This is a genomic window from Streptomyces sp. NPDC037290 (assembly GCF_055603245.1).
The window spans coordinates 393,238-417,550 of record NZ_JBVJVZ010000003.1 but is presented as its reverse complement, the minus strand read 5'-3'; the positions used below and the strand labels follow the sequence as shown (position 1 = coordinate 417,550).

The following is a 24,313-nucleotide window of genomic DNA, read 5'->3' as shown; positions in this document are numbered from 1 at the left end:
ATGCAGAGGACCAAGGGGATCAAGCGTGCGCAGTTCCTGGCCGGCATGGCGTCCGCGGGCCTTGCCGCGACCGTGCTGCCGTCGGGCCGGGCCCGCGCCGCGCAGGGCGGACCGCGCCCGGCACCGGACAGCGGACTGCGTCACCACGGGGTCGTGTACACCGTGGGGGAGGGGGAGACACCGGGTACGGCCTTCAGCGCGGCCCGGATGCGGGAGGACATCCGGGTCATCCGCGACGAGTTGTACGCCGACACCGTCGATGTGACGGGCGACGGAGTCGAACGGCTCACGTCCACCGCCGCGGAGGCGGCCGAACGGGGGCTGCGGGTCTGGCTCCAGCCGACCCTCGGCGACGTCCCGGAGCGGGACATCCTGGAACACCTCGCAGAGACCGGCCGGTTCGCGGAGCGGCTGCGCCGGCACGGCGCGGTCGTGGACCTCAGTGTGGGCTGCGAGTTCTGGCTGTTCGTGCCCGGGATCGTGCCCGGCGACACTGTGTTCGAACGCATCCGGAACCTCCTCGACGGCACGGTGGACCCCGTGGCGATGCAGCGCCGACTGGACCGCTTCACGGCGAAGGCGGCCGCGGTCGGGCGGTCCGTCTTTGGCGGCCGGCTGAGCTACGCCGCCGCCCAGGACGACGAGGTCGACTGGCGCCTGTTCGACATCGTGGGCATCGACTACTACTCGTACTTCCCCCACCGGGCCGACTACGTAAGGGAGTTGAGCCGCTATCTGCGCTGGGGGAAACCGCTGGCCATCACCGAGTTCGGCACCTGCGCCTACGTCGGGGCGCCCAAGACGGCCGGCATGGGCTGGGACATCGTCGACCGCGACAAGAACCCCCCGGAGATCAAGGGCGACCTGGTCCGCAGCGAGCGCACCCAGGCGGCCTACCTGATGCACCTGCTCGACGCCTTCTCCTCGATGGACCTGTACGCGGCCATGGCCTTCGAGTTCGTGACCCCCGGCGCCCCGCACCGCCCGGGCGACCCACGCCACGACCTCGACCTGGCGAGCTACGCCATCACCAAGACCATCAAGGACCGTCCGGACGACCCCGCCTCGGGCTGGCACTGGGCACCGAAGGAGGCTTTCCACGCCCTGGCCCGCCGCTACCGATCCGCCCGGACCGCCGGCGGGCACACCGGCTGACGGCACCTCCGGGGAGTGTGAACCCGCCACCCTCGCACAGGGCGGCGCGGACAGGGGTGGTGGGGGCGCGGATCTCGTCGCCCGTGGACAGGGGCCCGAAGGGCTTGGCCGGTCATCGCCGCGAGGGCGGTTTTCGACACGAGGGCGAACTCCGCTTCCCCGGCCGCGCCGCCCCGACCGCCGCACCGCCCCCGACCGCTCGCCGCCGCCATGCCGTCCTCGACCGCTCGCCGCCGTGCCGCTCCTTGACCGCTCGCCACCGCCGCGCCGCCAAGCGCGGCCAGGGCTGCTCGGGCCGGATCGAGCCTGCGAGGCGGCCGGCCCGGCCCAGGACGCATGTTCTCGGTCGGGCGGGGCGGCGGGGACCGGGGCGCGGTCAGACGGGTGCGGGCGCTCGGGCTCACCCGTTCGGAGGATGGTCCGGCTTGCCGCGCGGTCGTCGTCGGTCCGGGGCCACATGATGCGGGCATGCCCCGGACCGTCCCGCCGAGCCGCGCCGCGACCGACCGCCGTACCCCCGCCCTCACGCCACCGGTCAGGGCGAGGCGGAGTCCGGCGCGACGGCGAACGCGAAGGCATACGCGTGGGCAAACCTCGGGGCGGGTGTCGCACAGGACCGGGGGATGGCCGGCGGGCGACGGCACGCGACCAGAATTGCACTGTTCGTTTTCTTGAACCCTTCGTGTTTATGGGGGTAGGTTCCCCCTCATGCCCGCCTCCCCGCCCCCGACCACCGCCGACGAACTCCGCGGTGCCGGCCTGCGCGTGACGGCGGCCCGTGTCGCGCTGCTGGAGACCGTCCGGGCGGGCGACCACCTCGGCGTCGAGGCGATCGCCTCCGGGGTGCGCGACCGCGTGGGCCACATCTCCCTGCAAGCCGTCTACGAGGCCCTTCACGCACTCACCGCGGCGGGTCTGGTCCGCCGTATCGAGCCGGCCGGTCACCCGGCCCGGTACGAGGGGCGCGTGGGGGACAACCACCACCACCTCGTCTGCCGTTCCTGCGGCGCCGTCGTCGACGTCGACTGCGCGATCGGCGACGCGCCGTGCCTGACCGCCTCCGACGACCGCGGCTTCACCATCGACGAGGCGGAGGTCGTCTATTGGGGCCTGTGCCCCGACTGTTCCACCGGCCGCAGTTCCTGAGCACCGAGTTCCGCACAGTTCGGAAGGATTGCCATGACTGAGAACCACGACGCGATCGTCACAGACGCGAAGGCGGAGGGGGCGAGCGGCGGTTGCCCCGTCGCGCACGACCGGGCCCTGCACCCGACCCAGGGCGGCGGCAACCGCCAGTGGTGGCCGGAGCGGCTCAACCTGAAGATCCTTGCCAAGAACCACCCCGCGACGAACCCCCTCGATGAGGAGTTCGACTACGCCGAGGCGTTCCGGAGCCTTGACCTTCCGGCCGTGAAACAGGACATCGCCGAGGTGCTCACCACCTCGCAGGACTGGTGGCCGGCGGACTTCGGCCACTACGGCCCGCTGATCATCCGTATGGCCTGGCACAGTGCGGGCACCTACCGCATCAGCGACGGCCGCGGCGGTGCCGGCGCCGGCCAGCAGCGCTTCGCGCCGCTGAACAGCTGGCCCGACAACGGCAACCTGGACAAGGCCCGCCGGCTGCTGTGGCCCGTGAAGAAGAAGTACGGCCAGAAGATCTCCTGGGCCGACCTGATGATCCTCGCCGGCAACGTGGCCCTGGAGTCCATGGGCTTCACGACCTTCGGCTTCGGCGGCGGCCGCGAGGACGTCTGGGAGGCGGAGGAGGACGTCTACTGGGGTCCCGAGACGACCTGGCTGGACGACAAGCGCTACACCGGCGACCGCGAGCTGGAGAACCCGCTCGGCGCCGTACAGATGGGCCTGATCTACGTCAACCCCGAGGGCCCGAACGGCAACCCGGACCCGCTGGCCGCGGCCCGCGACATCCGTGAGACCTTCCGCCGTATGGCGATGAACGACGAGGAGACCGTCGCGCTCATCGCCGGCGGCCACACCTTCGGCAAGACCCACGGCGCCGGTCCCGCCGACGCGGTCGGCGCCGACCCCGAGGCCGCCGGCCTGGAGGAGCAGGGCTTCGGCTGGCGGAGCACCTACGGCACGGGCAAGGGCGCTGACGCCATCACCTCCGGCCTCGAGGTGACCTGGACCGCCACCCCGACCCAGTGGGGCAACGGCTTCTTCGACAACCTCTTCGGCTACGAGTGGGAGCTGACCGAGTCCCCGGCCGGCGCCAAGCAGTGGGTCGCCAAGGACGCCGAGGCGATCATCCCCGACCCGCAGGACCCGTCGAAGAAGCGCCTCCCGACGATGCTCACCACGGACCTGTCGCTGCGCTTCGACCCGATCTACGAGCCGATCTCGCGCCGGTTCCACGAGAACCCGCAGGAGTTCGCGGACGCCTTCGCCCGCGCCTGGTACAAGCTCACGCACCGTGACATGGGCCCGAAGTCGCTGTACCTCGGCCCGGAGGTCCCGGCGGAGACGCTGGTCTGGCAGGACCCGCTGCCGGAGCGCGAGGGCGAGCTGATCGACGACGCCGACGTCGCGACCCTGAAGACCAAGCTGCTCGACTCGGGTCTCTCCGTCTCGCAGCTGGTCAGCACCGCCTGGGCGTCCGCCTCCACCTTCCGTGGCAGCGACAAGCGCGGCGGTGCCAACGGCGCCCGTATCCGTCTGGCCCCGCAGCGCGGCTGGGAGGTCAACGAGCCCGACGAGCTGGCCCAGGTGCTGCGCACCCTCGAGGGGATCCAGCAGGACTTCAACGCCTCCTCCGGCGCCAAGCGGGTCTCGCTGGCCGACCTGATCGTCCTCGGTGGTGTCGCCGCCGTGGAGAAGGCCGCCAAGGAGGGCGGCTTCGAGGTCCGGGTGCCCTTCACGGCGGGCCGGGTGGACGCGTCCGAGGAGCACACCGACGCCGAGTCCTTCGAGGCGCTGGAGCCGACCGCGGACGGCTTCCGCAACTACCTCGGCAAGGGCAACCGCCTGCCGGCCGAGTACCTGCTGGTGGACAGGGCGAACCTGCTGACCCTGAGCGCGCCCGAGCTGACGGTGCTCGTCGGCGGTCTGCGCGTCCTGGGAGCCAACTACCAGCAGTCCCAGCTCGGCGTCCTCACCAAGACGCCCGGCGTCCTCACCAACGACTTCTTCGTCAACCTGCTCGACATGGGCACGACCTGGAAGCCGACCTCCGAGGACCAGACCACGTTCGAGGGCCGTGACGCCGCCACGGGCGAGCTGAAGTGGGCCGGAAGCCGCGCCGACCTCGTGTTCGGCTCGAACTCCGAGCTGCGCGCGCTCGCCGAGGTCTACGCGAGCGACGACGCGAAGGAGAAGTTCGTCAACGACTTCGTCGCCGCGTGGGTCAAGGTCATGAACCTGGACCGGTTCGACCTGGTCTGAGCACCGCTTCACGGGCGTCCGGCCGACCCGCACGGGTCGGCTGGACGCCCTTTTCGTGCGCCGGGGCAGGCTCTTCTCCGCACAGAACTGTCACGGATGATCTACAACAGTCACAGATGATCCACAGCGGAAACCCAGGGTCTCCCGGCTCTGTCTCACTCGGTACGTACCGGCAAGGGAGCCGGTCGAACCACGTACACCGGAATCGGGGGACCTCATGCACCACCGCAACACCATCCGCCTCGCTGCGTCGGCGACGGCCGTGATCGCTGCCGCGCTGTCGCTCACGGCGTGCGGGCCGGGAGACGGCGACGGGCCGGCCAAGACGTCGTCCCCGGCCCCGGCCTCCGCCGCCCCCTCCCACGGCGCCCCCACCACCGCGGGCACCGGCTCCACTCCCCCGTCGGCCTCGGGAACCTCCGGCGGCGGCACCTCGACCGCCTCGGCCGCCCCGGTCTCTCCCGCGTCCCACACGTCGGCCGCTACGGTGCCGACGTGTTCGGTGTCGGCCCTGAACGCGACGGCCCTCCAGGGGCCCGACAACCGGGTCGGCACCGGCACCGGCTCGGCGATCATCGAGTTCACCAACGTCTCCGGTCACGCGTGCACCCTGCAGGGCCACCCGACGGTCGCCGGTGCGGGCAACGGTTCCCCCGAGCACAACAGCCCGCTGAAGGTGACCCCCACGGGCGCCGCCTCGGCCGTCCGCCTCGCACCGGGCGGCAGGGCATGGGCGAAGCTGACCTTCGTACAGGTCCAGGGCGAGGGTGACGGCTACTGCAAGTCCGGCGCGAAGCCCGCCGTCTACCCGACGCTCGTGGTCGGCCTGCCCGGCTCCGGGGCACACCAGGTCGCCCTGTCCGACGGTGAGTTCGCCGAGTGCGACAACACCGTGACCGTGACGGCGGTCTCCGCGGCGAAGCCCGCCTGACCCGCACCTGACCGGTGGCGGCCGCGACGGAGAGCCCGGCCCCGGCCGCCCACCGCGCCCGTGCGATTCCGCCAGGCGCCGACGGGCTGCCGGCGGGCCTCCTCCCCGTTGCGCAGGGGAGGAGGGGGCGGCGCGGGTACGTCGCCTGCCGCCGGCCTCGGCGGTCAGCGGCCCGGAGTCGCCGCCCCCGCCCGCGCGTACCTCTCGTCCAGGCCGCCGGACGGGGCGCCCGCGACACCGATGCCCGCCACCGGGGCACCCCGGGCGGTCACCGGCGTGCCGCCCGCCAGGCGTGAGCGGCCTCACCTCCGCAGCGCTTCGAACGCCTCACGCCCCGCACCCCCGATCGCCAGGTCGACATCCGCCGCAAGGCCCGCGCAGCGCCCCGCACGGGACAGCGCGGCCATGGCCACCCGGTCCCCCGACTCCGCCTCGACCACACCGATCTCGTGCCGCAGGTGCAGGAACGTCCCCGTCTTGCCGCTCCACCGCAGCGTGTCCGCCCGCAGCTCGCCGGCCAGCCGGTGTGTGAAGACCTGCAGTCCCATCAGCCGCCGCAGCTGCGCCGTCGCCGCGGGAACCGAGACCTCATCGCACCACACCCGCCGCAACAGCCTCACCAGCGCCGCGGCCGACCCCACGTTCGCGGACGCCGGGTCCAGTGTCCCGATGGTGTGCCGACCCGTCCGCTCGTCCCGTACGGCCAGTTCCAGCGCGAGGGAGAAGTCGTTGCCCGCGGCACCGGCGGCGCACTCGTACATGTGGTTCATCCGGTGCCGCATCCGGATGTCCCCGCACCCCCAGTCACGCAGCCGCGCGTCCACGTCCGCCACCGGAACCAGGTCGAGCAGGGCGTCCGCGGCGGCGTTGTCGCTCACCGACAGCATCTGCAGGAGCAGGTCGCCGACGGCCACGGTCGCCGGGTACCGGAACGCCCCGAGCCCGGTGGGACCGACGCTGCTCCCGGCCGGGTCGATGGTCACGGGGTGCGCGGGGTCGAGGTTCCCGGCCGCGATCCGGTCCAGTACGACGAGGGCGAGCGGAACCTTCACCACCGACGCGAGCGGCAACAACTCCCCGACGTCGAAGCCGAGTTGTTCGCCCGTGTCGAGGTTCAGGGCGAGGAAGGAACCGCGCACCCCGAGGGCCGCCCAGTCCGCGGCGATCGCCTCGGCGACGTCCAGGAGGGCGCCGTCGTCGCCGAGGTACACCGGATGGTGCACCGGGGCCGCGCTCATCCGCGTGCCGCCAGCCGCGCCGGGGCGTCCTCGACGCCGGTCCCGCCGGACGGCGCGCCGGGATCGACGGGAGCGGCGCCCACGGCCGACACCAACAGCGGCGCCAGCCAGTCCGGTACGACCGCCGCACCGGCCCGGTCCGGGGCGGCGCCCACGTCGTACCCCCGGTGCAGCGACCGGTCGCCCAGCGGCGCCCACCGTGCCCCGTGCTGCCGGGCGAACGGCTCGGCGCACAGCAGCAGCGCCCGGCCGGCCAGCGTCTCGGCGAGTGCGGTGGCCGCAGATCCGGCCGGCCGGAACCGGCCCGGGGGCAGCCCGGCCCGGGCGACGGCACGCTCCAGACGGTCCTCGCACGCGGGCATGTGATCCTCCGGCAGGGTCAACACCGGAAGCGGCGCGGCGGGTTCGGCGCCACGCGGACGGCGTGGCCGCAGGTCGTCCAGGTGGACCGCGCGCCGCGCGCCGCCGTACGCCGGAAGCCGCTTCCCGCCCGTCGCTTCGGGAGCCGACGCGAGGCCCAGCGGCACCCGGAACGCACCCCGTTCGGGGAGAACCCGCACGAGCGCGTAGGAGAGCGAGCCGTCGGCCAGCCCGGAAGCCCGTTCCCGCGGCGGCAGTTCACACATGGCGAGGGTGACGTCGCGATCGGCGCCGGCACGGATCACGCGCGCCAGTGCCGCCGGAGCGCAGTGCGCGGGCACCCCGACGGCCCGTATCCGCGCCCGCCCCGCCGCACCGGCGGCCTGCCGCAGCCGCTGGGCCCGGTCCAGTACGTCCCGCGCGTACGGCAGGAGCAGTACCCCCAGCTCCGTGGTCGTGATCCGGCGCCGGGAACGGTCGAAGAGCAGGCCGCCGAAGTGCTCCTCCAGCGTCTTGATGCGGCGGCTGAGCAGCGGTTGGGCGATACCGAGCCGGTCGGCCGCCCGGGAGAAGCTCGCTTCGTCGGCCGTCGCGACGTACGCGTCGAGGTGCGCGAGGAGATCCATCCCGCACTTATATCAATAAGTAATCCGGTGCGTCCGAGGATCCAGGCGAGGGGGTCTCGTGGCCACGGTTTGCCGCTGGTCGTTTGACCGGTGCAAGCGCCCGCCGCCTGGCTGGCATCCCTTCAGGAGAGATGGTCGAGTGCGGTGAGGATGTCGGCCGGCTCGGCGCGGCTGGTGTAGTCGGTGTTGACGAAGGCCCAGCGGATCAGGCCGTCCCGGTCGATGACGTAGGTGGCGGGGATGGGCAGGGTGCGGGCGTGGCCGGCGTTGGACCGGTGGAGGTCGATGCCAAGGCCCTCGTAGACGGCCGCGAGGTCCTGCGGCAGGTCGAAGGCGAGGCCATATCGCCGGGCGGTGTCGCAGCCGACGTCGCTCAGCACGTCGAAGGCCAGCTCGTTCTTGTCGGCGAAGGACAGCGACTCGTCGGGCACCTGCGGGGAGACGGCGACCAGGCGGGCGCCGTGGGCGGTGATGGCGTCGTGGTGTTGCTGCAGGGAGCGCAGGGCGATGTTGCAGTACGGGCACCAGGATCCGCGGTAGAAGGTCAGCACCACCGGACCGTCGGCGAGGAGTTCGTCGAGGCCGACGGAGCGTCCGGTGGCCGAGGGCAGGGTGAAGGAGGGGGCCTTGGCTCCCTCGGCCAGGGCACTGCGCGCCTGCCCGGACACGGCCAACTCCCGGGCCGCGCGCTGCATGACGGCGCGGACGTCCGCGGGGATCTGCTCCTGTCGGCTGTCGAAGAATGCTCGCAGCTCGGCGTTGACGCTCATCGGGTCTTCCTTCCCTAGATCCTGGAACGGCCATTCCAAGATAGGGGGTGGAGCCCGCACCGCGTCAACGCCTCGGGGGATATCCTGGAACTCTCATTCCAAGATGACGGGAGTGGTCATGCCGGACGTCAAGCACTTCGACCCGGACGCAGCCTTGGACACCGTGGTCCGGCTGTTCTGGCGCCAGGGCGTCGCCACGACGGGTATCCAGGACGTCGTGAACGCGACCGGGCTCAACCGCTCCAGCCTGTACGCGACGTTCGGCGGCAAGCAGGAGCTGTACCGCGCCGCCCTCGAACGCTACGTCGACAGTCGTTCGCGACCCGCTCTCGGCAAGCTCGAAGGGGACGGCCGGGGACTGCCGGCCATCGCGGAGTTCTTCACCGGGCTGATCGAAACCCGCTGTACCGGCGAGTACGCCCAGTGGGGCTGCATGGTCTCCAACGCCCACGCGGGCACCGAGAACCGCGACCCCGAAGTCCAAGCCATCCTCGACCGACAGCACGAGCGACTGCGCGACGCCCTCCACACCGCTCTCGTCTCGGCCCAGCGGCAGCAGCAACTCGCCTACGGCACCGACCCGGACACCGCGGCCGACGTCCTCGCCCTCCTGGCACACGGCGTGAACCTGCGCTCCCGTGCCGGAGCCGACGCGCAGCAGCTGCACACAACGGTCGCGGCCGCCATCGCCGCGGTGACCGGCACGACACGGGCCTGACGCCGACCGGCGGGTTGATGCCGAAGTAGCGGGCCGACGATCGCCTCGGCTCCGTGGAGAGGCTGCACCGCGTCTTCCGGCGGCGGCTGGGCATCACCCCGGCCGAGTACCGCCGCCGCTTCCCACTCACCTACCCCCACCTGCACCCCCTGCCGCCGGCGTGGCCGATGCGGCCGTGGGTGTACGTCTGCTCCACTGGTCGGAGAGGCGGCTGTGCATATCAATAAGGCATAGCACCTTCAAAGTTCACTCTTGGACATGAGTGGAGTCCGGCTGCTTGTCTGGTCCCGCCGAAGATCCACGGACCCGATCACGGACGACCAGGAGGACTGTGCTCATGACCAGCCCCGACCGCCCCGGCCCCGAGCCCATGGCCCGCCGTGGCCTGTTCAGGGCGGGCCTCGCCCTCACCACCGCGGCCGTGGCCGCCACGGCCGTCTCCGGGTCCGCCGCGGCGGCTCCCGGCACGGAACCGGCCGGGGCGGTGGACGAGTTGACCGAGCTGGAGCAGCGGCACGGTGCCCGGCTCGGCGTGTACGCGCGCAACCTCCGCACCGGCCGGACCGTGGCGCACCGGGCGGGGGAGCGGTTCGCGATGTGTTCGACGTTCAAGGCGTTCGCCGCGGCGGCGGTGCTGCGCGACCACGGTGACTGCGCGCCGCTGGACAAGGTCGTCCACTACCCGCCGCACGACATCATCTCCAACTCGCAGCGCACCGCGGAGCACGTGGACACCGGTATGACGGTGGCGGAGCTGTGCGCGGCGGCGATCCAGTACAGCGACAACGCGGCGGGCAACCTGCTGCTGCGCGAAATCGGCGGTCCCTCCGGGCTCACCCGCTTCTTCCGGTCGCTGGGGGACCGGGTGAGCCGGCTCGACCGGTGGGAGACGGACCTGGGCAGCGCGATCCCCGGGGACCCGCGGGACACCACGACCCCGCAGGCACTCGGCCGCAGTTTCGAGCGGCTCACCCTGGGCCGGGCGCTCGCCCGCGCCGACCGGGAGCGGCTCGTCGGGTGGCTGAAGGGCAACACGACCAGCGCGGCACGATTCCGCGCCGGACTGCAGCGCGACTGGGTTCTGGCGGACAAGACCGGTACCGGTGACCACGGGACGGCCAACGACATCGGCGTGGCCTGGACGACCCGGAGGACACCGGTCCTGCTGACCGTGCTGTCGGCCAAGAACGCCCGGGACGCACCGGCGGACGACGACCTCGTCGCGCAGGCCGCGCGGATCGTGGCCGGCGTCCTCGCGCCGGGCGTATAGAGGAGCGAGGGTATTCACGCCTCGCGGCGGCCTTCGCGGGGAGGGCCGTGACGCCGTAACCGCCGCACGACGGCCGCCGGGCGGGACGCCGCCTGTGAACGGCGTCCCGCGCCGAGCGGGCCCGGACGGTTACGCCGGCAGGCCGCCGTACGGGACGGTGATCAGCTCCATCGCGTGGCCCACCGGGTCCAGGAAGTACACGCCGCGGCCGCCGTCGTTGTGGTTGATCATGCCGGGCTGCTTCTGGTACGGATCGGCCCAGTGCGCGATGCCGCGCTCGACTATCTTCGCGTACGCGGCGCCGAACTCCTCCTCGGAGACCAGGAATGCGTAGTGCTGGGGTGTGATGTGCTCCTCGGGGGCCGTGGCGAAGTCCAGGGTGACTCCGTTGCTCAGGGCGACCGCGACGAACGGGCCCCATTCCCCGGCGATTTCAAGACCGAGCAGCTCGGTGAGGAACTCCGCGGACTCCCGGTTGTCCCGGGCGTGGACGATGGTGTGGTTCAACTCGACGGACAAAGGAATGCCTCCAGGGCATGTCCTGGCACCTCCATGCCTCACCCGGCCGGTGACCGGCACGCGATGCCTCTTCGATCGTAACCACGGAGCCGACGGCGCGTCGACGGCGTTTCCCGGCCGGTCAGCCGACCGGATCGCCCGGGGCCACGCGGTGCGCCTCCACGTCCGCGGCGCCGAGCAGGTCGGCCACCAGCTCGGCCGAACCTCCCACGTAGGTGCTGGTCAGGTCGGTGTCACCGCCCAGACATCAGGCCGGGTGCAGGATCCGGGCGTAGGCCTCGAAGCCCGGCCCGCGCACGCCCGCCACCGTCCCGAAGGCCCCGCGGCCCGGCGCGGACACCGTCAGTCACTGGGCGGCCGAGAGGTCGTGGGTACGGACGTGCAGGCGTCCGTACCCCTCCGGAGCAGGGGCGCGGTGAACCAGATGGAAGTCGTACAGCCGCCCGGTGTGCCGCGCGGTGCGGGCCGGCACCGACCCGGCCCGCACCGCGGACGGCCGCCGTCAGTCGCCCCGGTGTGCCACATGTCCGCCGGTGACCGTCAACACCACCGGGGATTCGGCGAGTTCGTCCTCGGGCGCGTGGACGGGATCCACCGTCAGCGCGGTGAGGTCGGCCCGGCAGCCGGGCGTGACACGGCCGGCGAAGCGGGACTCGCCGGCGGCGGCCGCCGCGTGACTGGTGCAGCCCTCCAGCGCCTGCAACGGCGTCAGGCCCGGCCGGTGGGCCGCGGCGCCCTTGGGCCGGCGGGCCGTCGCCAGCACGGCCCGGACGTCGTAGTGCGCGATGGGCCAGTCCGAGCCGAGGGCGAGCGTGGCACCCGCCTCCCGCAGATCGCGCAGCCGCCAGGCACGCCCGGCCCGGTCGCCGCCCAGCCGGCGGGACCACTCGTCGGTGCCGTCGGTGCGCGTGTACCCCGTGTGCGGCGGCTGCAGTGAGGCCGCGACACCCAACTCGGCGAAACGGGGCAGGAGTTCGTCGGGAGCGGTTTCGATGTGCTCGATCCGGTGCGCCCCGTGCCCGCTCGGCCCGAGGGAGGCGACGGTGTCCAGGACGTGCCGTACGGCCGCGTCCCCGATGGCGTGCGTGGCGGTGCGCACGCCGGCCGTGTGCAGCGCACGGACGGCCTCGGCGTAGGCGCCTGGGTCCGGCCAGAACGCGGCGGTGCCCCGACCGTGGCAGTCGGGACGCTCCAGCCAGGCCGTGCCGCCCTCGACGGTGCCGTCCATGAAGAACTTGACCCCGCCGACCAGCCAGTGCCGCCCGCCCCTGCCCTGCACTTCGACCAGCTCGCGCAGCTCGTCCGCGTCGGCGCCCGGCATGCACCAGGGCGCGAACCGCAGCCGCACCGGCAGGACCGTCTCCCGCGCCACCGCCTCCACCAGGTCGAGGTCGCCGCCGTCCATCACATGGGCCCCGGTGAGGCCGGTGGCGGCCATCGCGGACAGCAGCCGAAGCAGCCGCGCCCGCCGCTCGGCGTACGACGGCCGGGGCGCGACGTCCGCGACCAGGTCCATCGCGGCGTGCTCGACCAGATGGCCGGTGGGGCGGCCCGAGGAGTCGCACACCACCTCCGCACGCTGGGCGAAGACGAGTGGACCGGTCACTCCGGCGGCGGCCAGCGCGGCGCCGTTGGCGAGGGCGGAGTGGCCGTCGTACAGGCGCAGGAAGGCCGGGGCGCCGTCGAGTACGTCCGCGACCAGCTCGTGGTGGACGGGGCGGCCCTCGAACGCGTTGTGGTCCAGGCCGTAGCCGATCACCCAGCCCTCGATCCGCTCGGCCCGGGCGAGTGCCGCGCGCAGTGCGGCCAGACCGGTCACGCCTGACAGGTCCGTGCCCGTCGCCATGTCCAGCCCCCACACCGGATGGCTGTGCGCGTCGACCAGGCCGGGCACGAGGTGCGCGCCGTGCAGGTCGACGACCTCGGTGCCGGGGCCGCACCAGCCCCGTACGTCGTCCGCCCCGCCGACCGCGGTGATCATCCCGTCGTGCACGGCTACGGCGGAGGCGGTGGGGCGGGCGGGCTCGAGGGTACGGACCCGGGCGCCGACGAGGACGAGGTCGGCAGCGGTCATCGAGTCGACTCCTTTGTGTGTAGGGGACGTTCAGGTCACTCGGCGAGCACGGCCGGGGCGGTGTCCCGGCCGGCGTCGGTCTCCTCGTCGGGGTCGGTGGCGAACCGCGCGTAGACGTCCGGGCGGGAGCGGCGCAGCCACCACGCCAGGGGCAGGCCCAGCAGGAAGACGGCCGGTGCCACCGTGACGAGGAGGACGTTCACGGCCCAGGACGCGCCGGTGAACAGGTCGATGTGGGTCACGACCAGCCCGATCGCGGTCGTCAGCAGGACGGCGGCCAGGACCGGCGCGACCACCGTGCGCACCGGGCCCTCCGTGTGACGCACCCGGCAAAACCAGCACGGCACGGCGATCGCGGCGAGCAGCTGCAGCAGCAACAGGCCGATCATTCCCGGGGTGTTCACCCACAGCAGCAGCTGCTGGTAGGGATCGGCACGAGCGGCCCAGAACGCCAGGACGACCACGGCACCGAGGACGGTCTGGGCGACGCCGGCGACGTACGGGGAGCGGTGTCGCGGGTGGACCCGGCCGAGCCGGCGGGGCAGCACGCCCTCCTCGGCCAGGGCGAGGACATAGCGGTTGATGGCGTTGTGGAAGGCGAGAAGGGAGGCGATGACGCTGGTGACGATGAAGATGTGCATCAGATCGGCGGCCCAGCCGCCCACGTAGCGGGAGATCGCCGTGAAGAACAGGCCGGCCGGGTCCTTGCCGGCCGCGCGCACGACCTGGTCGTCGCCGAAGGCCTGCACGGCGATCCAGACGACGAACGCGTAGAACACACCGAGGAATCCGACCGCCGCATAGGTGGCGCGCGGGACGGTGCGTCCGGGGTCGCGGGCCTCGCGGCGGTAGATGACGGTCGACTCGAAGCCGGTGAACGCCGCGAAGGCGAAGGACAGGACGGCCGCCATGCCGGGCACGAGCACGTGGACCGGAGCCAGTGAGGCCAGGGACAGCCCGTGCGCGCCACCCTTCACCAGTACTCCGCCGGCGAGCAGCACAAGTATGCCGGTCTCGGCGACGAGCAGGACACCGAGGACCTTGGCGCCGAAGTCGATCGAGCGGTAGCCGCCGTAGCCGATCAGCAGCAGGCCGGCCAGCGAGACGGGCAGCCAGGGGACGTCCACGCCGGCGAGGGTGTGCAGGGTGTCGCGGGTGGTGGTGGCGATCAGGCCGTAGACGCCGATCTCCATGCCGTTGTAACCGATCAGGGCCAGCAGTGCGGCCCCGATGCCGACGGGCCGCCCGAGGCCGCGGGTGATGTAGGCGTAGAAGGCGCCGCCGCTGGTCACATGGCGGCTCATGGTGGTGAAGCCGACGGCGAAGACCGCGAGGGTCAGGCCGGCGAGGAGGTAGCCGACGGGTGCGCCGATGCCGCCCAGCAGGATCGCGAGCGGAGCGACCCCCGCCATGACGGTCAGGGGCGCGGCGGCGGAGACGACGAAGAAGGCGATGTCGGCGGTGCCGAGCGAGCCGGAGCGGAGGCCGGCCGCGCCGGACGGCGCTCTCTCCTCCGGGGGTTCGGCGGGGGACACGGACATACGGGGAAGCCCTTCTGGCGGCGGAGGGGAGGGGGTCCCGGTGTGTGGGGCAGCCGGGTTCGCGGCGCCGGCGGACCCGGCTCGGGGTGGGCCGTCCATGCCGGCGTCTCCGGGCGCACGGAAGGGATGGCAGGCACCCGGAGACGTAAACCTAAAGGCTTTCGGTTTTCGCAATGTAACCTGCCGTTGGGCATCCGGGAAGACCTCAGGGAGAACGCTGACCATGGGACGGCCGCGCACACCGCTCCTCGACCGCGAGCGCATCACCACCACCGCGCTGCAACTGGTCGACGAGACCGGTGACTTCAGCGTCCCGCAGATCGCCCGGCGGCTCGGCGCGCAGACCGGCTCGGTGTACCACCACGTGGAAGGCCGCGACGGCATAGTGGAACTGCTGCGGGAGCGCGTCTGCGCGGCGATCGACCCGGGCACCCTGGAGCTGACCCCGTGGGACACGGCCCTGGAAGCCTGGGCCCGCTCCTACCGCGCCGCGTTCGCCGCCCACCCCCGGACCATCCCGCTGCTCATGACCTCGCCGGTCCGTGCGCCCCGGGTCCTCGAGCAGTACGAGCGCGCGGTGAGGCTCCTGCTCGACGCGGGCTTCGGCGCCGCCGGGATCATGCCGCTGGTCATCGCGCTGGAGAACCTGGTTCTGGGCTCCGCCCTCGACCTCGCCGCACCGGAGACCATGTGGGAGCTGACGGAGCACACGCGCACCCCGCATCTGGCGGAGGCGCTCGCCGCCGTGGGTGAGGGCCGCGCCGACCGCGCCTTCGAGGTGGGCCTCGCCGCCTTCATGAACCACGCGCGCGCTCTGGTGAAGGACGCCGACCGCTAGCCCTCCGGCGGGCGGTCCGGGGCGGGTTGCGGCCGGTTTCCCAGTACCGCAAGTAACATGATCACCTTGGTTCCGGGTATACCAGTCAGTCAACTTTGGCGCCGTCCCAGGACGCGCCCTGCCCGGAGATGTCGATGTCTTCTGTCAACGACGCGTTGGAGAACGCGCGCCTCACCTACGAGCAGCACATGCGGACCTGCCGTCAGTGCCACGCCGACGGCGCGGCCTGTGCCGTGGCCAAGCACCTCCTGCGGATCTACAACCTCGCCCGCCGGGACCGCATGCGCCAGGGAGGGCAGCACGCGGTGACCGACTGACGGCAGCACGGCGCGCGCGGCCGCGCGCCTTCCACCCAGGCTACCCGCTGCCGTGAGCTCAGGCCCCGGCGTACAGCGCCGCCGCGTTGGGGCGGGGTGGCGGGGTGTGCCGGGCCGCGGGGCCCTTCGCGAACGTGCGCAGGACGTTCTCCGTGGTGCGGGTGACGAACGCGCGGGTACGGGCGTCCATGCCGTGGTCGCGCCCGAACATGCCCGTGCCGGCCACCAGGCCCTCCACCCAGCGCATCGTCCCGGTCGCGAACACGCCCGCGCCGCCGGCGGCCGTGTAGTACGCCGAGTCGCTGTGGCTCGGCCTGCCCCCGCAGACCAGCGCCGAGTGCGCGGTGATCTCCAGCGGGCCGGGGGTGGGCGCTCCGGGGGTGACCCGGTCGTACTCGACACCGACGAGATGTGCGAAGGCGTCGCCGGAACGTACGCCGGTGCCGTCGTACAGCCAGTGGCCGGCGGTGTGGACGACATAGGGGGCGTCGACCGGATAACCCTCGTAGAGCACCCCGGTCAGCGACGACTCGGGATCGGCGGCGGGCGGGAGCCGGTAGTCGGTGGTGACCAGGGCCGGCTGTGAGCCGTAGCAGGGGTCGGCACGGTAGGCGGTCTTGTAGCAGACCACTGTACGGTCGTCCGCTCCTTCTCCCGCCTCCAGCCGGATCCGGCGGAAGCACGTGTTCGCGCCGAGAAAGGCGATGTTCGTACCGGCGTCGCGGGCCGCGGTCACATGGGCCCGCTGCTGGGGCGTCCAGTACTCGTCGTGGCCCAGGCAGACCACGGCGTGCGCGCCCCGCAGCACTCCGGGGTCCCGGTGGACGTCGACGCCCGTGCTGTAGGCGAGCGGGATGCCCAGACGCTCGGCCAGCACCACCAGTGCCCACTCGTAGACCAGGAACTTCTCGGCGCCGTCGCCGTCGTAGGGGCGGTCGAAGCTCACCGCGAGGGAGCGGGTGTCGTACGCCCCCGAGGCGCCGGCGTAGAGGCTGCTGCCGCCCCAGCGGTTGTACGCCTGCCAGGTGGCCGGGGCGTGCAGCAGGACGGTGCGGCCCGCGCCATCGGCGGAGCGGACGATCAGCGGCACGTACCGCTGGTGGCCGGTGTCCGCCTCCAGCCGCAGCAGATAGGCGCCCTCCGGCCAGCCGGAGGTGTCCACGGGCAGCGTCCTCGGCCAGTCGGCGCGCACGGTCCGGGTCGCGGGCAGCACGCGCGGGGACGGCCGGGCCCGGCCGGATACGCGCTCCGACGCCCAGACCCGGCGGGCCTGCCGGCCGCCGTACCAGCCGACCCGGAACGCGGACACGCGGAAGGAGGCGGCGGTCGTCGACACGTGCAGCCCGAACGTCTCGCCCGGACTCACGCTCACCCGGTCCGAGTAGCCGGCCACGGCGTCCGGCGGCCCGGTCGCTCCCAGACGCCAGCCGGCGGTGCCGGGCGCGTCCTGCTCCGCCTCGGGCCGCAGCCGCCCGTCATGGCCGGGCTCGACGTGCCGCCGCGACGGCGCAGCCGTGCACGCGGCGGCCGTGCCGAGGCCCAGTCCGGCACACAGGGAGAGGAAGCGCCGACGGCGAAGGCGGCCCGGGGGCGAGGTGTTCTCCAGGAGCGGGACGGCTTGTGAGGACGTGGTGCCGTCGTGGGGGACGGCGCCGGACGATGGTGGGGTGCCGTTCGTCGGGGCGGTGCCCTCGGGCGGGGCGGGGCCGGGTGCCGGAGTCACTTCACCTCCCGGGTGCCTGTGCGCTCCAGCGTCCCGGCGTCCGGCCGCCCGCCGCAACCCCGGCCACGGCCCGAAAGGCCGGCTCCGATGCGGCGGCTCCCGGCCGGCGAGGACCCCGCGTCGCACGGCCGTCCGGGTGACGGGGTCAGGTGCGGAACCCGATGTGCACGTGGTCGTGGTGGGTGGCGTCGCTGAAGAACTGACCGGCCGTGCCGCCCGGCAGCAGCAGGGGACCGCCCACGTTGTACGCCCCCGCGGCCGCCGCGTCCCGCATGAACCGCTCGATCAGGCCGCGCGGCGTCACCGGGTCGACGACCGCGTGGCCGTCGATCCGCCACACGTCGAAGGCCCGGCCGCGCGGATGGTCGCTGGGCCGGCTGGTGCCGAACACGTCCAGCGGGTGCCCGGAGCGGACGACGCTCACCTCCAGCCGGTACGTCCGTGCCAGCGCGAGCATCGCGTTCGCCACGCTGCTGTGCACCTGGCCGCTGCGCAGGTCCGCCGCGGCGGCGGGCGGCAGCACGATCCGGTCCTCGGCCAGCACCCTCCGGACGTCCGGCGCGAGCGACCGGGCGGCCGCTCCGGGGTGCGCCGGATGCAGGGCGTCGACCGTCCAGCCGCGCCCCGACCGGGACAGGCGTACGTCGACGGTCGTCCCGCCGGCGCTCACCGTGCCACCGTGCCGGGTCCACTGCCGGCACACCACCAGCACGCTGGCGGAACGGGACAGGATCCCGCCGTACTGCGCGTCGACGACCTGCAGCGCCGCCCGGTCGGCCGTCGGCAGCAGCGGTCCGGCCTGCCCGACGAGGGCCGTCGGCAGGCCGAGCGCCACGACCCTGGCCCGTGCCGCCGCCACTCCACCGTGCCCGTCGGCCCAGGCGCCGATCGCCTCCACCAGCTCCACGGCACGCAGCTTGGCCGCCGGCTGGACCTCCGCGGATGTCGGCCGCCAGGGCGTGGTGCGCGGCAGAGCGGAGGAGGCGGGCGTCGGGGGCGGCGCCGACGTGCGGGCCGCGGAGCCCGGGAACGTGCGGGGGAGCGGAGCCGTACGGCCGGAGCACCCCGCCATGCCGAGCGCGGCACCGGCCAGGGCGCCCAGCACGGCACGGCGGCCCGGCGGGACAGTGGCGGGCGCACGGGTGCGGGTCATACGGCCCAGTGTCCGCCCAGCGGCAGAGCGCGGGCGTCTCCTGGTCAGAACGGCGGTTCCTCGAGGATGCCGAGCAGGGACTCGGAGCTGCGTTCGGTGCCCGCGGTCCGGCCCGACGGACCGGGGAACGTGCGGCCCCAGGACGCGGCCCGGCTCAGGGCGCTCAGACGCCAGGCGAGACGTGCGGCGCGGCGCAGGTCCGCCGTCGTGCGGCCGGTGCCCGTCCAGGGCTCCAGATAGGCGTCGAGCAGCCGGGCCCGCACCTGCGGCCCGTACCGCGCGCGAGCCTTCTCGACGGGGATCCGCAGGCTGCAGAAGGGGTGCGACACGACGGCGTCGCCCCAGTCGAAGAAGACGAACCGGCCCGGTGCCGGACGGAAGAGCTGGCCGTCGTGGAGGTCCGCGTGGTCGAGGGTGTCCTCGACGCCGGCGGACGCGAGTTCGGCGCTCCAGTCGGCGAGTCGGGGCCGTAGCCCCTCCAGCCGGGCGCGCGCCTGTGGGTGCAGTGCGGTGGCCCGGGTGAGCAGTCTGTCGAACTCCCCGGGCAGGTCGGGGGTCCGGGCGGAGGGCACGCCCAGGTGCTCGATCTCGCGGGCGTGGGACGTCACGGCCCGCTGCAGGCTCGCGTACTGGCGCAGCAGGTCCTCCCAGGTCCGAGGCTCGACCGGCTCCCTGGCGAGCACGTCACGGAAGAGTTCTCCTCCGTCGGGCAGCAGTACCCAGGCGTGCTCGGTGTCCACGGCCAGCGGCTCGAGCACCTGCTCCGGCACCCAGCCGGCCAGCGCGGCGGTCAGCGGGCCCTCGAAGGCGCTGGCCGGCGGATTCGCCTTGAACCAGACGGCCTCCCGTCCCTCCACGGGCACCCGCACCAGCACGGACCACGGCCGCAGCCGCACTCCGAGGTCACCGTCCGCGCGCAGGCCGCGTGCGGCCAGTTGTTCCGCCACCCAGTCGAGGGCCGCGGCCCGCCAGGAGTCCTGCTCCCAGGGAGTCGGCGCGTACTGGTGGGTGCTCCGGTCCACGACGATGGAAAACTCACCTCGCATCGCGCCATCCCATCACCGCGGCCGCGGACCGACCAGCCGTTTTCCCGCGCGGCCGCCGCCGGCGGGCCGGGCCGGTGACACGACTGCGCCCCCGGGGGTCGTCCGGGGGCGCGGTCCTCTGGGGTGGCTCGGGATCAGGCCGTGCCGTGCTGCTTGCGGCGCAGTGTCAGGTACGTGCCGGTCGCACCCGCGGCCAGCAGGGCGCCCACGCCGAGGCCGACCGGCAGGGCCGGGGAGCCGGAGGCGTCGGCCGAGGCGGCCGTGTTCTGCATCGCCGGACCCGGGGTGATGCTCGTGGCCACCGGGGCGACGTGCCGGATCGGGCCGACGTGCCGGACGGAGCCGTCGGAGTTCAGCAGCACCTGCTTGTTGTTCGGGTGCCGGAAGTCGAACATGCCCGTCAGCGAGCCGGCCGTGGCGTCGAAGGAGTGGTCACCGATCCGGGCGGTGTGCCAGTTGTCCTCGATGAACCGGGTGATGGACGCCTGGTTCGTCAGGGTGTGGTCGACCTTGTTCACCTTGCTGTACGGCGAGATGACCAGCAGCGGCTGACGGGTGCCGGGGCCGCAGCGGTCCGCGTAACCGCCGGTCGCCTTCGGGCCCTTCTGGCAGGCCGGGCTGTCGGTGGCCTTGCCGTTGGAGCCGAGCGAGGTGTCCGTCGAGCCGTTCCGCGGAACGACGTAGGCGTGGTCGTACCAGCCGTCGGAGTCGTCGTAGGCGACCACGACCGCGGTGGACTTCCACTGCGGCGAGCTCTGGATCGCGTTGATCTGCTGGACCAGGAAGTGCTGCTCGTCGACCGGGTCGGAGTAGCCGGCGTGGCCGTCCTGGTACGAACCGGCCTTGACGAAGCTGACGGCCGGCAGCTTGCCCGCCTTCAGCGCGGCGGAGAAGTCGGTCAGGTCGTAGTTGTGGTTGGCCCGGCCGTTGTGGCCGATCTCCGAGACGGACTTCGGGGCCAGGTGGTGCGGGTTCGCCGTCGACTTGTAGTACGCGAACGGGTTGTGGTGCGGGCTGTAGTCGGTCACGGACGCGCCGCCCAGGTTCGTGTGCGCGGTGTCGCACTTGGCGTACGAGCCGGACTGGCCGTTCCACGCGGTCGACGGGCGGAAGCCGCCCTGGAACCAGCCCCAGCTCACCTTCCTGGCGTTGAGCAGGTCACCGATGTTCCTGCCCTGCATCGACGCGAGCGCGTTGCTGCTCGTGTGGTCCTTGCCGGAGCAGTCGTCGAAGGCGGGGTCGGGGTCGTTGATGACGGTGCCCACGCCCTTGCCGTCCGGCGACTTCACCGTGTACGGGTCGGGCGTCGAGGTCTGCTTGCCGGTGACCGGGTCGACGGAGACGACCCCGTGCGTGTTGCCCGAGACCAGGTTCAGGGCGCCGGGTGTGGAGGGACCGTAGTTCGAGCTGTAGGACCGGTCGCCCAGGGAGTAGTGCTGGGCGTAGTTCCACAGCCCGGTGACGGTGTTGCCGTCGTAGTAGTCCATCGCCAGGCCGGGCTCGCCGAACAGGCCGCCGCTGCACTTGTCGACCTCGGTGTTCTGCACGAACTGGTCGGCCTTGCCGCCGTTGTAGGCGTATTGCTCCGGCCCGTAGGAATGGTTCTGGTCGCACGTCATCGCCTGCGACGGGGACAGCCGCTTCGGCGCGTACTGGTTCGGGTTGTTCTTCAGCAGCCCGGCGTGCGCGAGGGTGTCGATGTCCTTCGGGGTGTTCTTCGACGCGGTGAACTTCGTGCCGTCGGTGTTGGCGGCCTTCGGGTACGTGGCGAAGTAGTGGTCGAAGGAGATGTTCTCGTCGAAGAGCACGACGACGTGCTTGACGGGCGTGGCCGTCGAGGCCTGGCCCGCGGACACGGCCGCCCAGCCGGGCGCGTTGCTGCCGAGCGCGGTGAGCGCGGCGGCGCCCGCGAGCGCGCCGAGAGTCCGCAGCGCGGCTCGTCTTCCTCTGCTGGCCATGGTGGTCCACCCCTCCGGGACTGAACGTTTGTGCGTCGTACGAGCAGGCATGCTGCGACCGTCGCCGGTCGCGACTGCGGAGCCATGATGACCTGCGGGTGAACACCGGGTCAGGGATGCTGGGGTAAAACTTGACGGTGTGTTGACCCGGCCGGCCGCCGAGTTGTCCGGACAGGTTCAGACGAACAGGGCACGCCCGTACCAGTCCGACGCGTTCCGTACGCCGGGCAGCGCGAAGAAGTAGCCACCGCCGAACGGACTGACGTAGTCCGTCAGCGGCTCGCCCGCCAGCCGGTGCTGCACGGTCTCGAACTGCCGTGTGGGGTCCTGCTGGTAGCAGGAGAACAACAGGCCCATGTCGAGGTTGCCGTTGGCGTCCATGCCCCGGTCGTAGTTGTAGGCGCGGCGCAGCAGGCGCTGGTCGGCGGTGCCGGGCGTGCGCGGGTTGGCGAGCCGTATGTGCGCGTCCAGCGGGATGACATCGCCCTTGGGGTCGTCGGCGTACTTCGGCACGTCGTCCTCGTGGTCGCCGTCCAGCGGGGCGCCGGAGACACGGGCGCGGCCGAACATCCGCTCCTGCTCGCTGAGCGAGACCCGGTCCCAGAACTCCACCAGCATCCGGATCAGCCGCACGACCTGGTAACTGCCGCCGACCGCCCACTCCGGTTCGCCCATGCCCTTGCCCACCCACACCAGCCGGTCCATCTCCTGGGCGCTCGACGCATCCGGGTTGGCGGTGCCGTCCTTGAAGCCCATCAGATTGCGGGGCGTGCCCGAGGGCCGGGGCGGGCTGGAGAAGCCGTCCAGTCGCCAACGGACCTGCAGGGCGCCCCGGGTGTGCCGGGCGATGTCGCGCAGCGCGTGCAGGGTGGTGTCCGGCTCGTCGGCGTGCAACTGGAGACTGAGGTCGCCGTGGCACCAGTCGGCCCTGAGGTCGTCGTCGGGGAAGGCGGGCATGGCCGTCAGCCGCCGGGGCTTGAGCGCGGCCAGCCCGAAGCGGTCGTCGAAGAGCGAGGCGCCGATGCCCACGGTGACGGCCAGTTGACCCGGGGGCAGCGGGTCACCGAGCACGCCCGAGTCGGCGGGCGGACCGGTGATGCCGGCCGGGGCGGGCGTCCCGCCCGAGGTGAGGAAGCGGGCCCGGTCGGTGAGTGTGCGCAGCACGTCGGTGAGTTCCGCGCGGCTTGCGGCGGTCACGTCGAGGGAGGCGAACACGCAGGCCCGTCGGGGGGACGCGATGGCCGACGCCTGGTGGACGCCGTGGAAGGGAGCGATCGTGGGGGCGGTACCGGACGTGCCGGCCGGAGCGGCGGCGCTGGTGGCGAGGCCCGCCCCGGCGAGGGCGGCACCGCGCAGGAAGCGGCGCCGGCCCAGGCCCTCGGATCGTTCGGCGGCGCTCACACCGTCCTCCGCGGGTCGCACAGGGTGGCCACCGACGCCAGCCGCTCCACCAGGTCGCCGAGCACCGCGTTGATCTGTTCCCGCCGGGCGCGGCTCAGACCGTCGAGCGCGGTCCAGCGACCGCCGTGCCGGAAGCCGTCGAGGGTGTGCTGGGCTCGGTCCAACTCCTTGTCGAGGACCGGTAGTTCGGCGTACCGGCTGGTGAGCAGCGGGCGCAGCCGGGACAGCACCTCGCGGGTGCCGTCCAGGTTGGCGCGGGCGGTGGCCAGGTTGCTGCCGCTGCCGTAGTCGGTGCGGCCGGTCAGCTCGAACTGCACGGTGTTCTCCAGGATCTCGTGCGCGCGCAGACCCAGCTGGGCCGGGTCCATACGGGTCTGCGACCAGCTGTCCCGCAGCCCGGTCACCGCCTTCGCCAACGCCGCCGCCGGGGCGCGCAGTCCGCCGGCCGGCTCACCGTGCCACAGCCCGTACTCGACGCGGTGGAACCCGGCGAAGCCCTTGTCGTGCACCCCGCCGGGCAGGCCGGCGTCGGTGCCGTTGATCTCGCCGTCGGCGTCCCCGAAGGCGTCGTACGCCGCCCCCAGCCGCTCGTACGCGAGATGTGCCGGCAGCCAGGCCGACCGGGCGGCCGCGAGGTCACCCCGGTCGATGGCGTCCTTGAGCCTGCCCGTGAACCGGACGGTGTCGTCGAGGCCGGCGCCGACCCACTTCTGGTAGGCGAGTGCGGCCGGGATCAGGTCGTGCTGGGTCACGGGTGCGGCGCCCGGACCCCGCACGCCGCCGGGGATGTGCACGCTGGGCCCGGTGACGGCGTCGGCGTCGTCGGGCACGCACTTGAAGGCGTACGTCCCCCGGCCCAGCCGGACGGTCAACTGCCGTGTCGTACCCGGCCCGATGCCCTCCACCTCGCCGAACACCACCTGGCTTCCCGGGTCCTCAAGGAAGACCTCCGCGGCGCCGTCGGAGGAGTTGTGCAGGTCGAAGGTCCGCACCCCGGGCTCGGGCCGGGTCCAGCCACGGCCGCAGCGGCTCTCCGACACGTCGATGACGGTGTGCCCCGACGGGGCGCCGGCGGCCCGGCCGTTGCGCGGGCCGCCGGACGGGACGGCCGGCAGTGCGCCCGCGAGGGCGACGGCGAGGACCACGAACACGGCGGGGGCCGTCCGGAGCCGGACGGACCGCGAGCCGAGGCGAGGCAACGGCATGGCGAGCCTTTCCGGGACGACGTGAGCAGCGGCCTCATGGTAGGCACCACTCCGGATCCGAACAG

General features: G+C 73.0%; 20 protein-coding genes and 1 pseudogene. 8 read left to right on the top strand and 13 right to left on the bottom strand.

Features of this window, described 5'->3' with window-relative positions; translation table 11 throughout:
- The 4 genes from ACZ7HQ_RS12630 to ACZ7HQ_RS12615 all read left to right on the top strand — a co-directional run bounded on the left by ACZ7HQ_RS12630 (nucleotide 1) and on the right by ACZ7HQ_RS12615 (nucleotide 5,491).
- Nucleotides 1-1,155, top strand: a complete 1,155-nt coding sequence (locus tag ACZ7HQ_RS12630) for an abortive phage infection protein (RefSeq protein WP_470987804.1) — start codon at nucleotides 1-3, stop codon at nucleotides 1,153-1,155.
- 708 nt (nucleotides 1,156-1,863) lie between these two features.
- Nucleotides 1,864-2,301: a Fur family transcriptional regulator gene (locus ACZ7HQ_RS12625; RefSeq protein WP_470987801.1), complete on the top strand. Its 438-nt coding sequence runs from the start codon at nucleotides 1,864-1,866 to the stop codon at nucleotides 2,299-2,301.
- Between the two features lie 33 nt (nucleotides 2,302-2,334).
- Nucleotides 2,335-4,560 (top strand): catalase/peroxidase HPI, encoded by a 2,226-nt coding sequence (gene katG / locus ACZ7HQ_RS12620; RefSeq protein WP_470987799.1) that lies wholly within the window; start codon nucleotides 2,335-2,337, stop codon nucleotides 4,558-4,560.
- 217 nt (nucleotides 4,561-4,777) lie between these two features.
- On the top strand, nucleotides 4,778-5,491 hold the full coding sequence (locus tag ACZ7HQ_RS12615; protein WP_470987796.1) for a DUF4232 domain-containing protein: 714 nt from the start codon (nucleotides 4,778-4,780) through the stop codon (nucleotides 5,489-5,491).
- Between the two features lie 164 nt (nucleotides 5,492-5,655).
- Here ACZ7HQ_RS12615 and ACZ7HQ_RS12610 read toward each other — a convergent pair.
- The 4 genes and pseudogenes from ACZ7HQ_RS12610 to ACZ7HQ_RS12595 all read right to left on the bottom strand — a co-directional run.
- Nucleotides 5,656-5,781: pseudogene (locus ACZ7HQ_RS12610) on the bottom strand (heme-binding protein); the annotation flags it as partial.
- A gap of 12 nt (nucleotides 5,782-5,793) precedes the next feature.
- Nucleotides 5,794-6,729 (bottom strand): serine hydrolase, encoded by a 936-nt coding sequence (locus ACZ7HQ_RS12605; RefSeq protein WP_470987794.1) that lies wholly within the window; start codon nucleotides 6,727-6,729, stop codon nucleotides 5,794-5,796.
- Nucleotides 6,726-7,715, bottom strand: coding sequence for a LysR family transcriptional regulator (locus ACZ7HQ_RS12600; protein WP_470987792.1), 990 nt, complete (start codon nucleotides 7,713-7,715; stop codon nucleotides 6,726-6,728). The genes ACZ7HQ_RS12605 and ACZ7HQ_RS12600 overlap by 4 nt, the downstream gene beginning before the upstream one ends.
- A gap of 122 nt (nucleotides 7,716-7,837) precedes the next feature.
- Nucleotides 7,838-8,485, bottom strand: a complete 648-nt coding sequence (locus ACZ7HQ_RS12595) for a peroxiredoxin-like family protein (protein WP_470987789.1) — start codon at nucleotides 8,483-8,485, stop codon at nucleotides 7,838-7,840.
- Between the two features lie 118 nt (nucleotides 8,486-8,603).
- On the opposite strand from ACZ7HQ_RS12595, the gene ACZ7HQ_RS12590 reads away from it, so the two are divergent.
- Nucleotides 8,604-9,203 carry a TetR/AcrR family transcriptional regulator gene (locus ACZ7HQ_RS12590; protein WP_470988912.1) on the top strand — a complete coding sequence of 200 codons (600 nt, stop codon included), beginning with the start codon at nucleotides 8,604-8,606 and terminating at the stop codon, nucleotides 9,201-9,203.
- Between the two features lie 337 nt (nucleotides 9,204-9,540).
- Nucleotides 9,541-10,473, top strand: coding sequence for a class A beta-lactamase (gene bla, locus ACZ7HQ_RS12585; RefSeq protein ID WP_470987786.1), 933 nt, complete (start codon nucleotides 9,541-9,543; stop codon nucleotides 10,471-10,473).
- Nucleotides 10,474-10,602: 129 nt separating this feature from the next.
- Here the strand turns inward: bla and ACZ7HQ_RS12580 are convergent, their stop codons facing one another.
- The 3 genes from ACZ7HQ_RS12580 to ACZ7HQ_RS12570 all read right to left on the bottom strand — a co-directional run bounded on the left by ACZ7HQ_RS12580 (nucleotide 10,603) and on the right by ACZ7HQ_RS12570 (nucleotide 14,607).
- The gene (locus ACZ7HQ_RS12580) at nucleotides 10,603-10,992 is read right to left on the bottom strand and encodes a VOC family protein (protein WP_470987784.1); all 390 of its coding nucleotides are present in this window, start codon (nucleotides 10,990-10,992) and stop codon (nucleotides 10,603-10,605) included.
- A gap of 502 nt (nucleotides 10,993-11,494) precedes the next feature.
- A complete protein-coding gene (locus tag ACZ7HQ_RS12575) occupies nucleotides 11,495-13,066 on the bottom strand; it encodes an amidohydrolase (protein WP_470987782.1) in 1,572 nt (523 codons plus the stop codon).
- A 35-nt stretch (nucleotides 13,067-13,101) separates the two neighbouring features.
- The gene (locus ACZ7HQ_RS12570) at nucleotides 13,102-14,607 is read right to left on the bottom strand and encodes an APC family permease (RefSeq protein ID WP_470987779.1); all 1,506 of its coding nucleotides are present in this window, start codon (nucleotides 14,605-14,607) and stop codon (nucleotides 13,102-13,104) included.
- Between the two features lie 223 nt (nucleotides 14,608-14,830).
- Here ACZ7HQ_RS12570 and ACZ7HQ_RS12565 point away from each other — a divergent pair, with 223 nt between their 5' ends.
- Entirely contained in the window at nucleotides 14,831-15,445 is a 615-nt protein-coding gene (locus ACZ7HQ_RS12565; RefSeq protein WP_470987777.1) for a TetR/AcrR family transcriptional regulator, read from the top strand.
- A 134-nt stretch (nucleotides 15,446-15,579) separates the two neighbouring features.
- Nucleotides 15,580-15,762: a hypothetical protein gene (locus ACZ7HQ_RS12560; RefSeq protein WP_470987774.1), complete on the top strand. Its 183-nt coding sequence runs from the start codon at nucleotides 15,580-15,582 to the stop codon at nucleotides 15,760-15,762.
- Nucleotides 15,763-15,820: 58 nt separating this feature from the next.
- Here ACZ7HQ_RS12560 and ACZ7HQ_RS12555 read toward each other — a convergent pair whose 3' ends face one another.
- The 6 genes from ACZ7HQ_RS12555 to ACZ7HQ_RS12530 all read right to left on the bottom strand — a co-directional run bounded on the left by ACZ7HQ_RS12555 (nucleotide 15,821) and on the right by ACZ7HQ_RS12530 (nucleotide 24,248).
- On the bottom strand, nucleotides 15,821-17,485 hold the full coding sequence (locus ACZ7HQ_RS12555) for a N,N-dimethylformamidase beta subunit family domain-containing protein (protein ID WP_470987771.1): 1,665 nt from the start codon (nucleotides 17,483-17,485) through the stop codon (nucleotides 15,821-15,823).
- Nucleotides 17,486-17,630: 145 nt separating this feature from the next.
- Nucleotides 17,631-18,638, bottom strand: coding sequence for a hypothetical protein (locus ACZ7HQ_RS12550; RefSeq protein ID WP_470987769.1), 1,008 nt, complete (start codon nucleotides 18,636-18,638; stop codon nucleotides 17,631-17,633).
- A 44-nt stretch (nucleotides 18,639-18,682) separates the two neighbouring features.
- Nucleotides 18,683-19,684, bottom strand: a complete 1,002-nt coding sequence (locus tag ACZ7HQ_RS12545) for a phosphotransferase (protein ID WP_470987766.1) — start codon at nucleotides 19,682-19,684, stop codon at nucleotides 18,683-18,685.
- Nucleotides 19,685-19,818: 134 nt separating this feature from the next.
- On the bottom strand, nucleotides 19,819-21,642 hold the full coding sequence (locus tag ACZ7HQ_RS12540) for a phospholipase C (RefSeq protein ID WP_470987763.1): 1,824 nt from the start codon (nucleotides 21,640-21,642) through the stop codon (nucleotides 19,819-19,821).
- A 177-nt stretch (nucleotides 21,643-21,819) separates the two neighbouring features.
- A complete protein-coding gene (efeB, locus tag ACZ7HQ_RS12535; protein WP_470987760.1) occupies nucleotides 21,820-23,043 on the bottom strand; it encodes an iron uptake transporter deferrochelatase/peroxidase subunit in 1,224 nt (407 codons plus the stop codon).
- Nucleotides 23,040-24,248, bottom strand: coding sequence for an EfeM/EfeO family lipoprotein (locus ACZ7HQ_RS12530; RefSeq protein WP_470987757.1), 1,209 nt, complete (start codon nucleotides 24,246-24,248; stop codon nucleotides 23,040-23,042). The genes efeB and ACZ7HQ_RS12530 overlap by 4 nt, the downstream gene beginning before the upstream one ends.
- Nucleotides 24,249-24,313 lie beyond the last annotated feature (65 nt).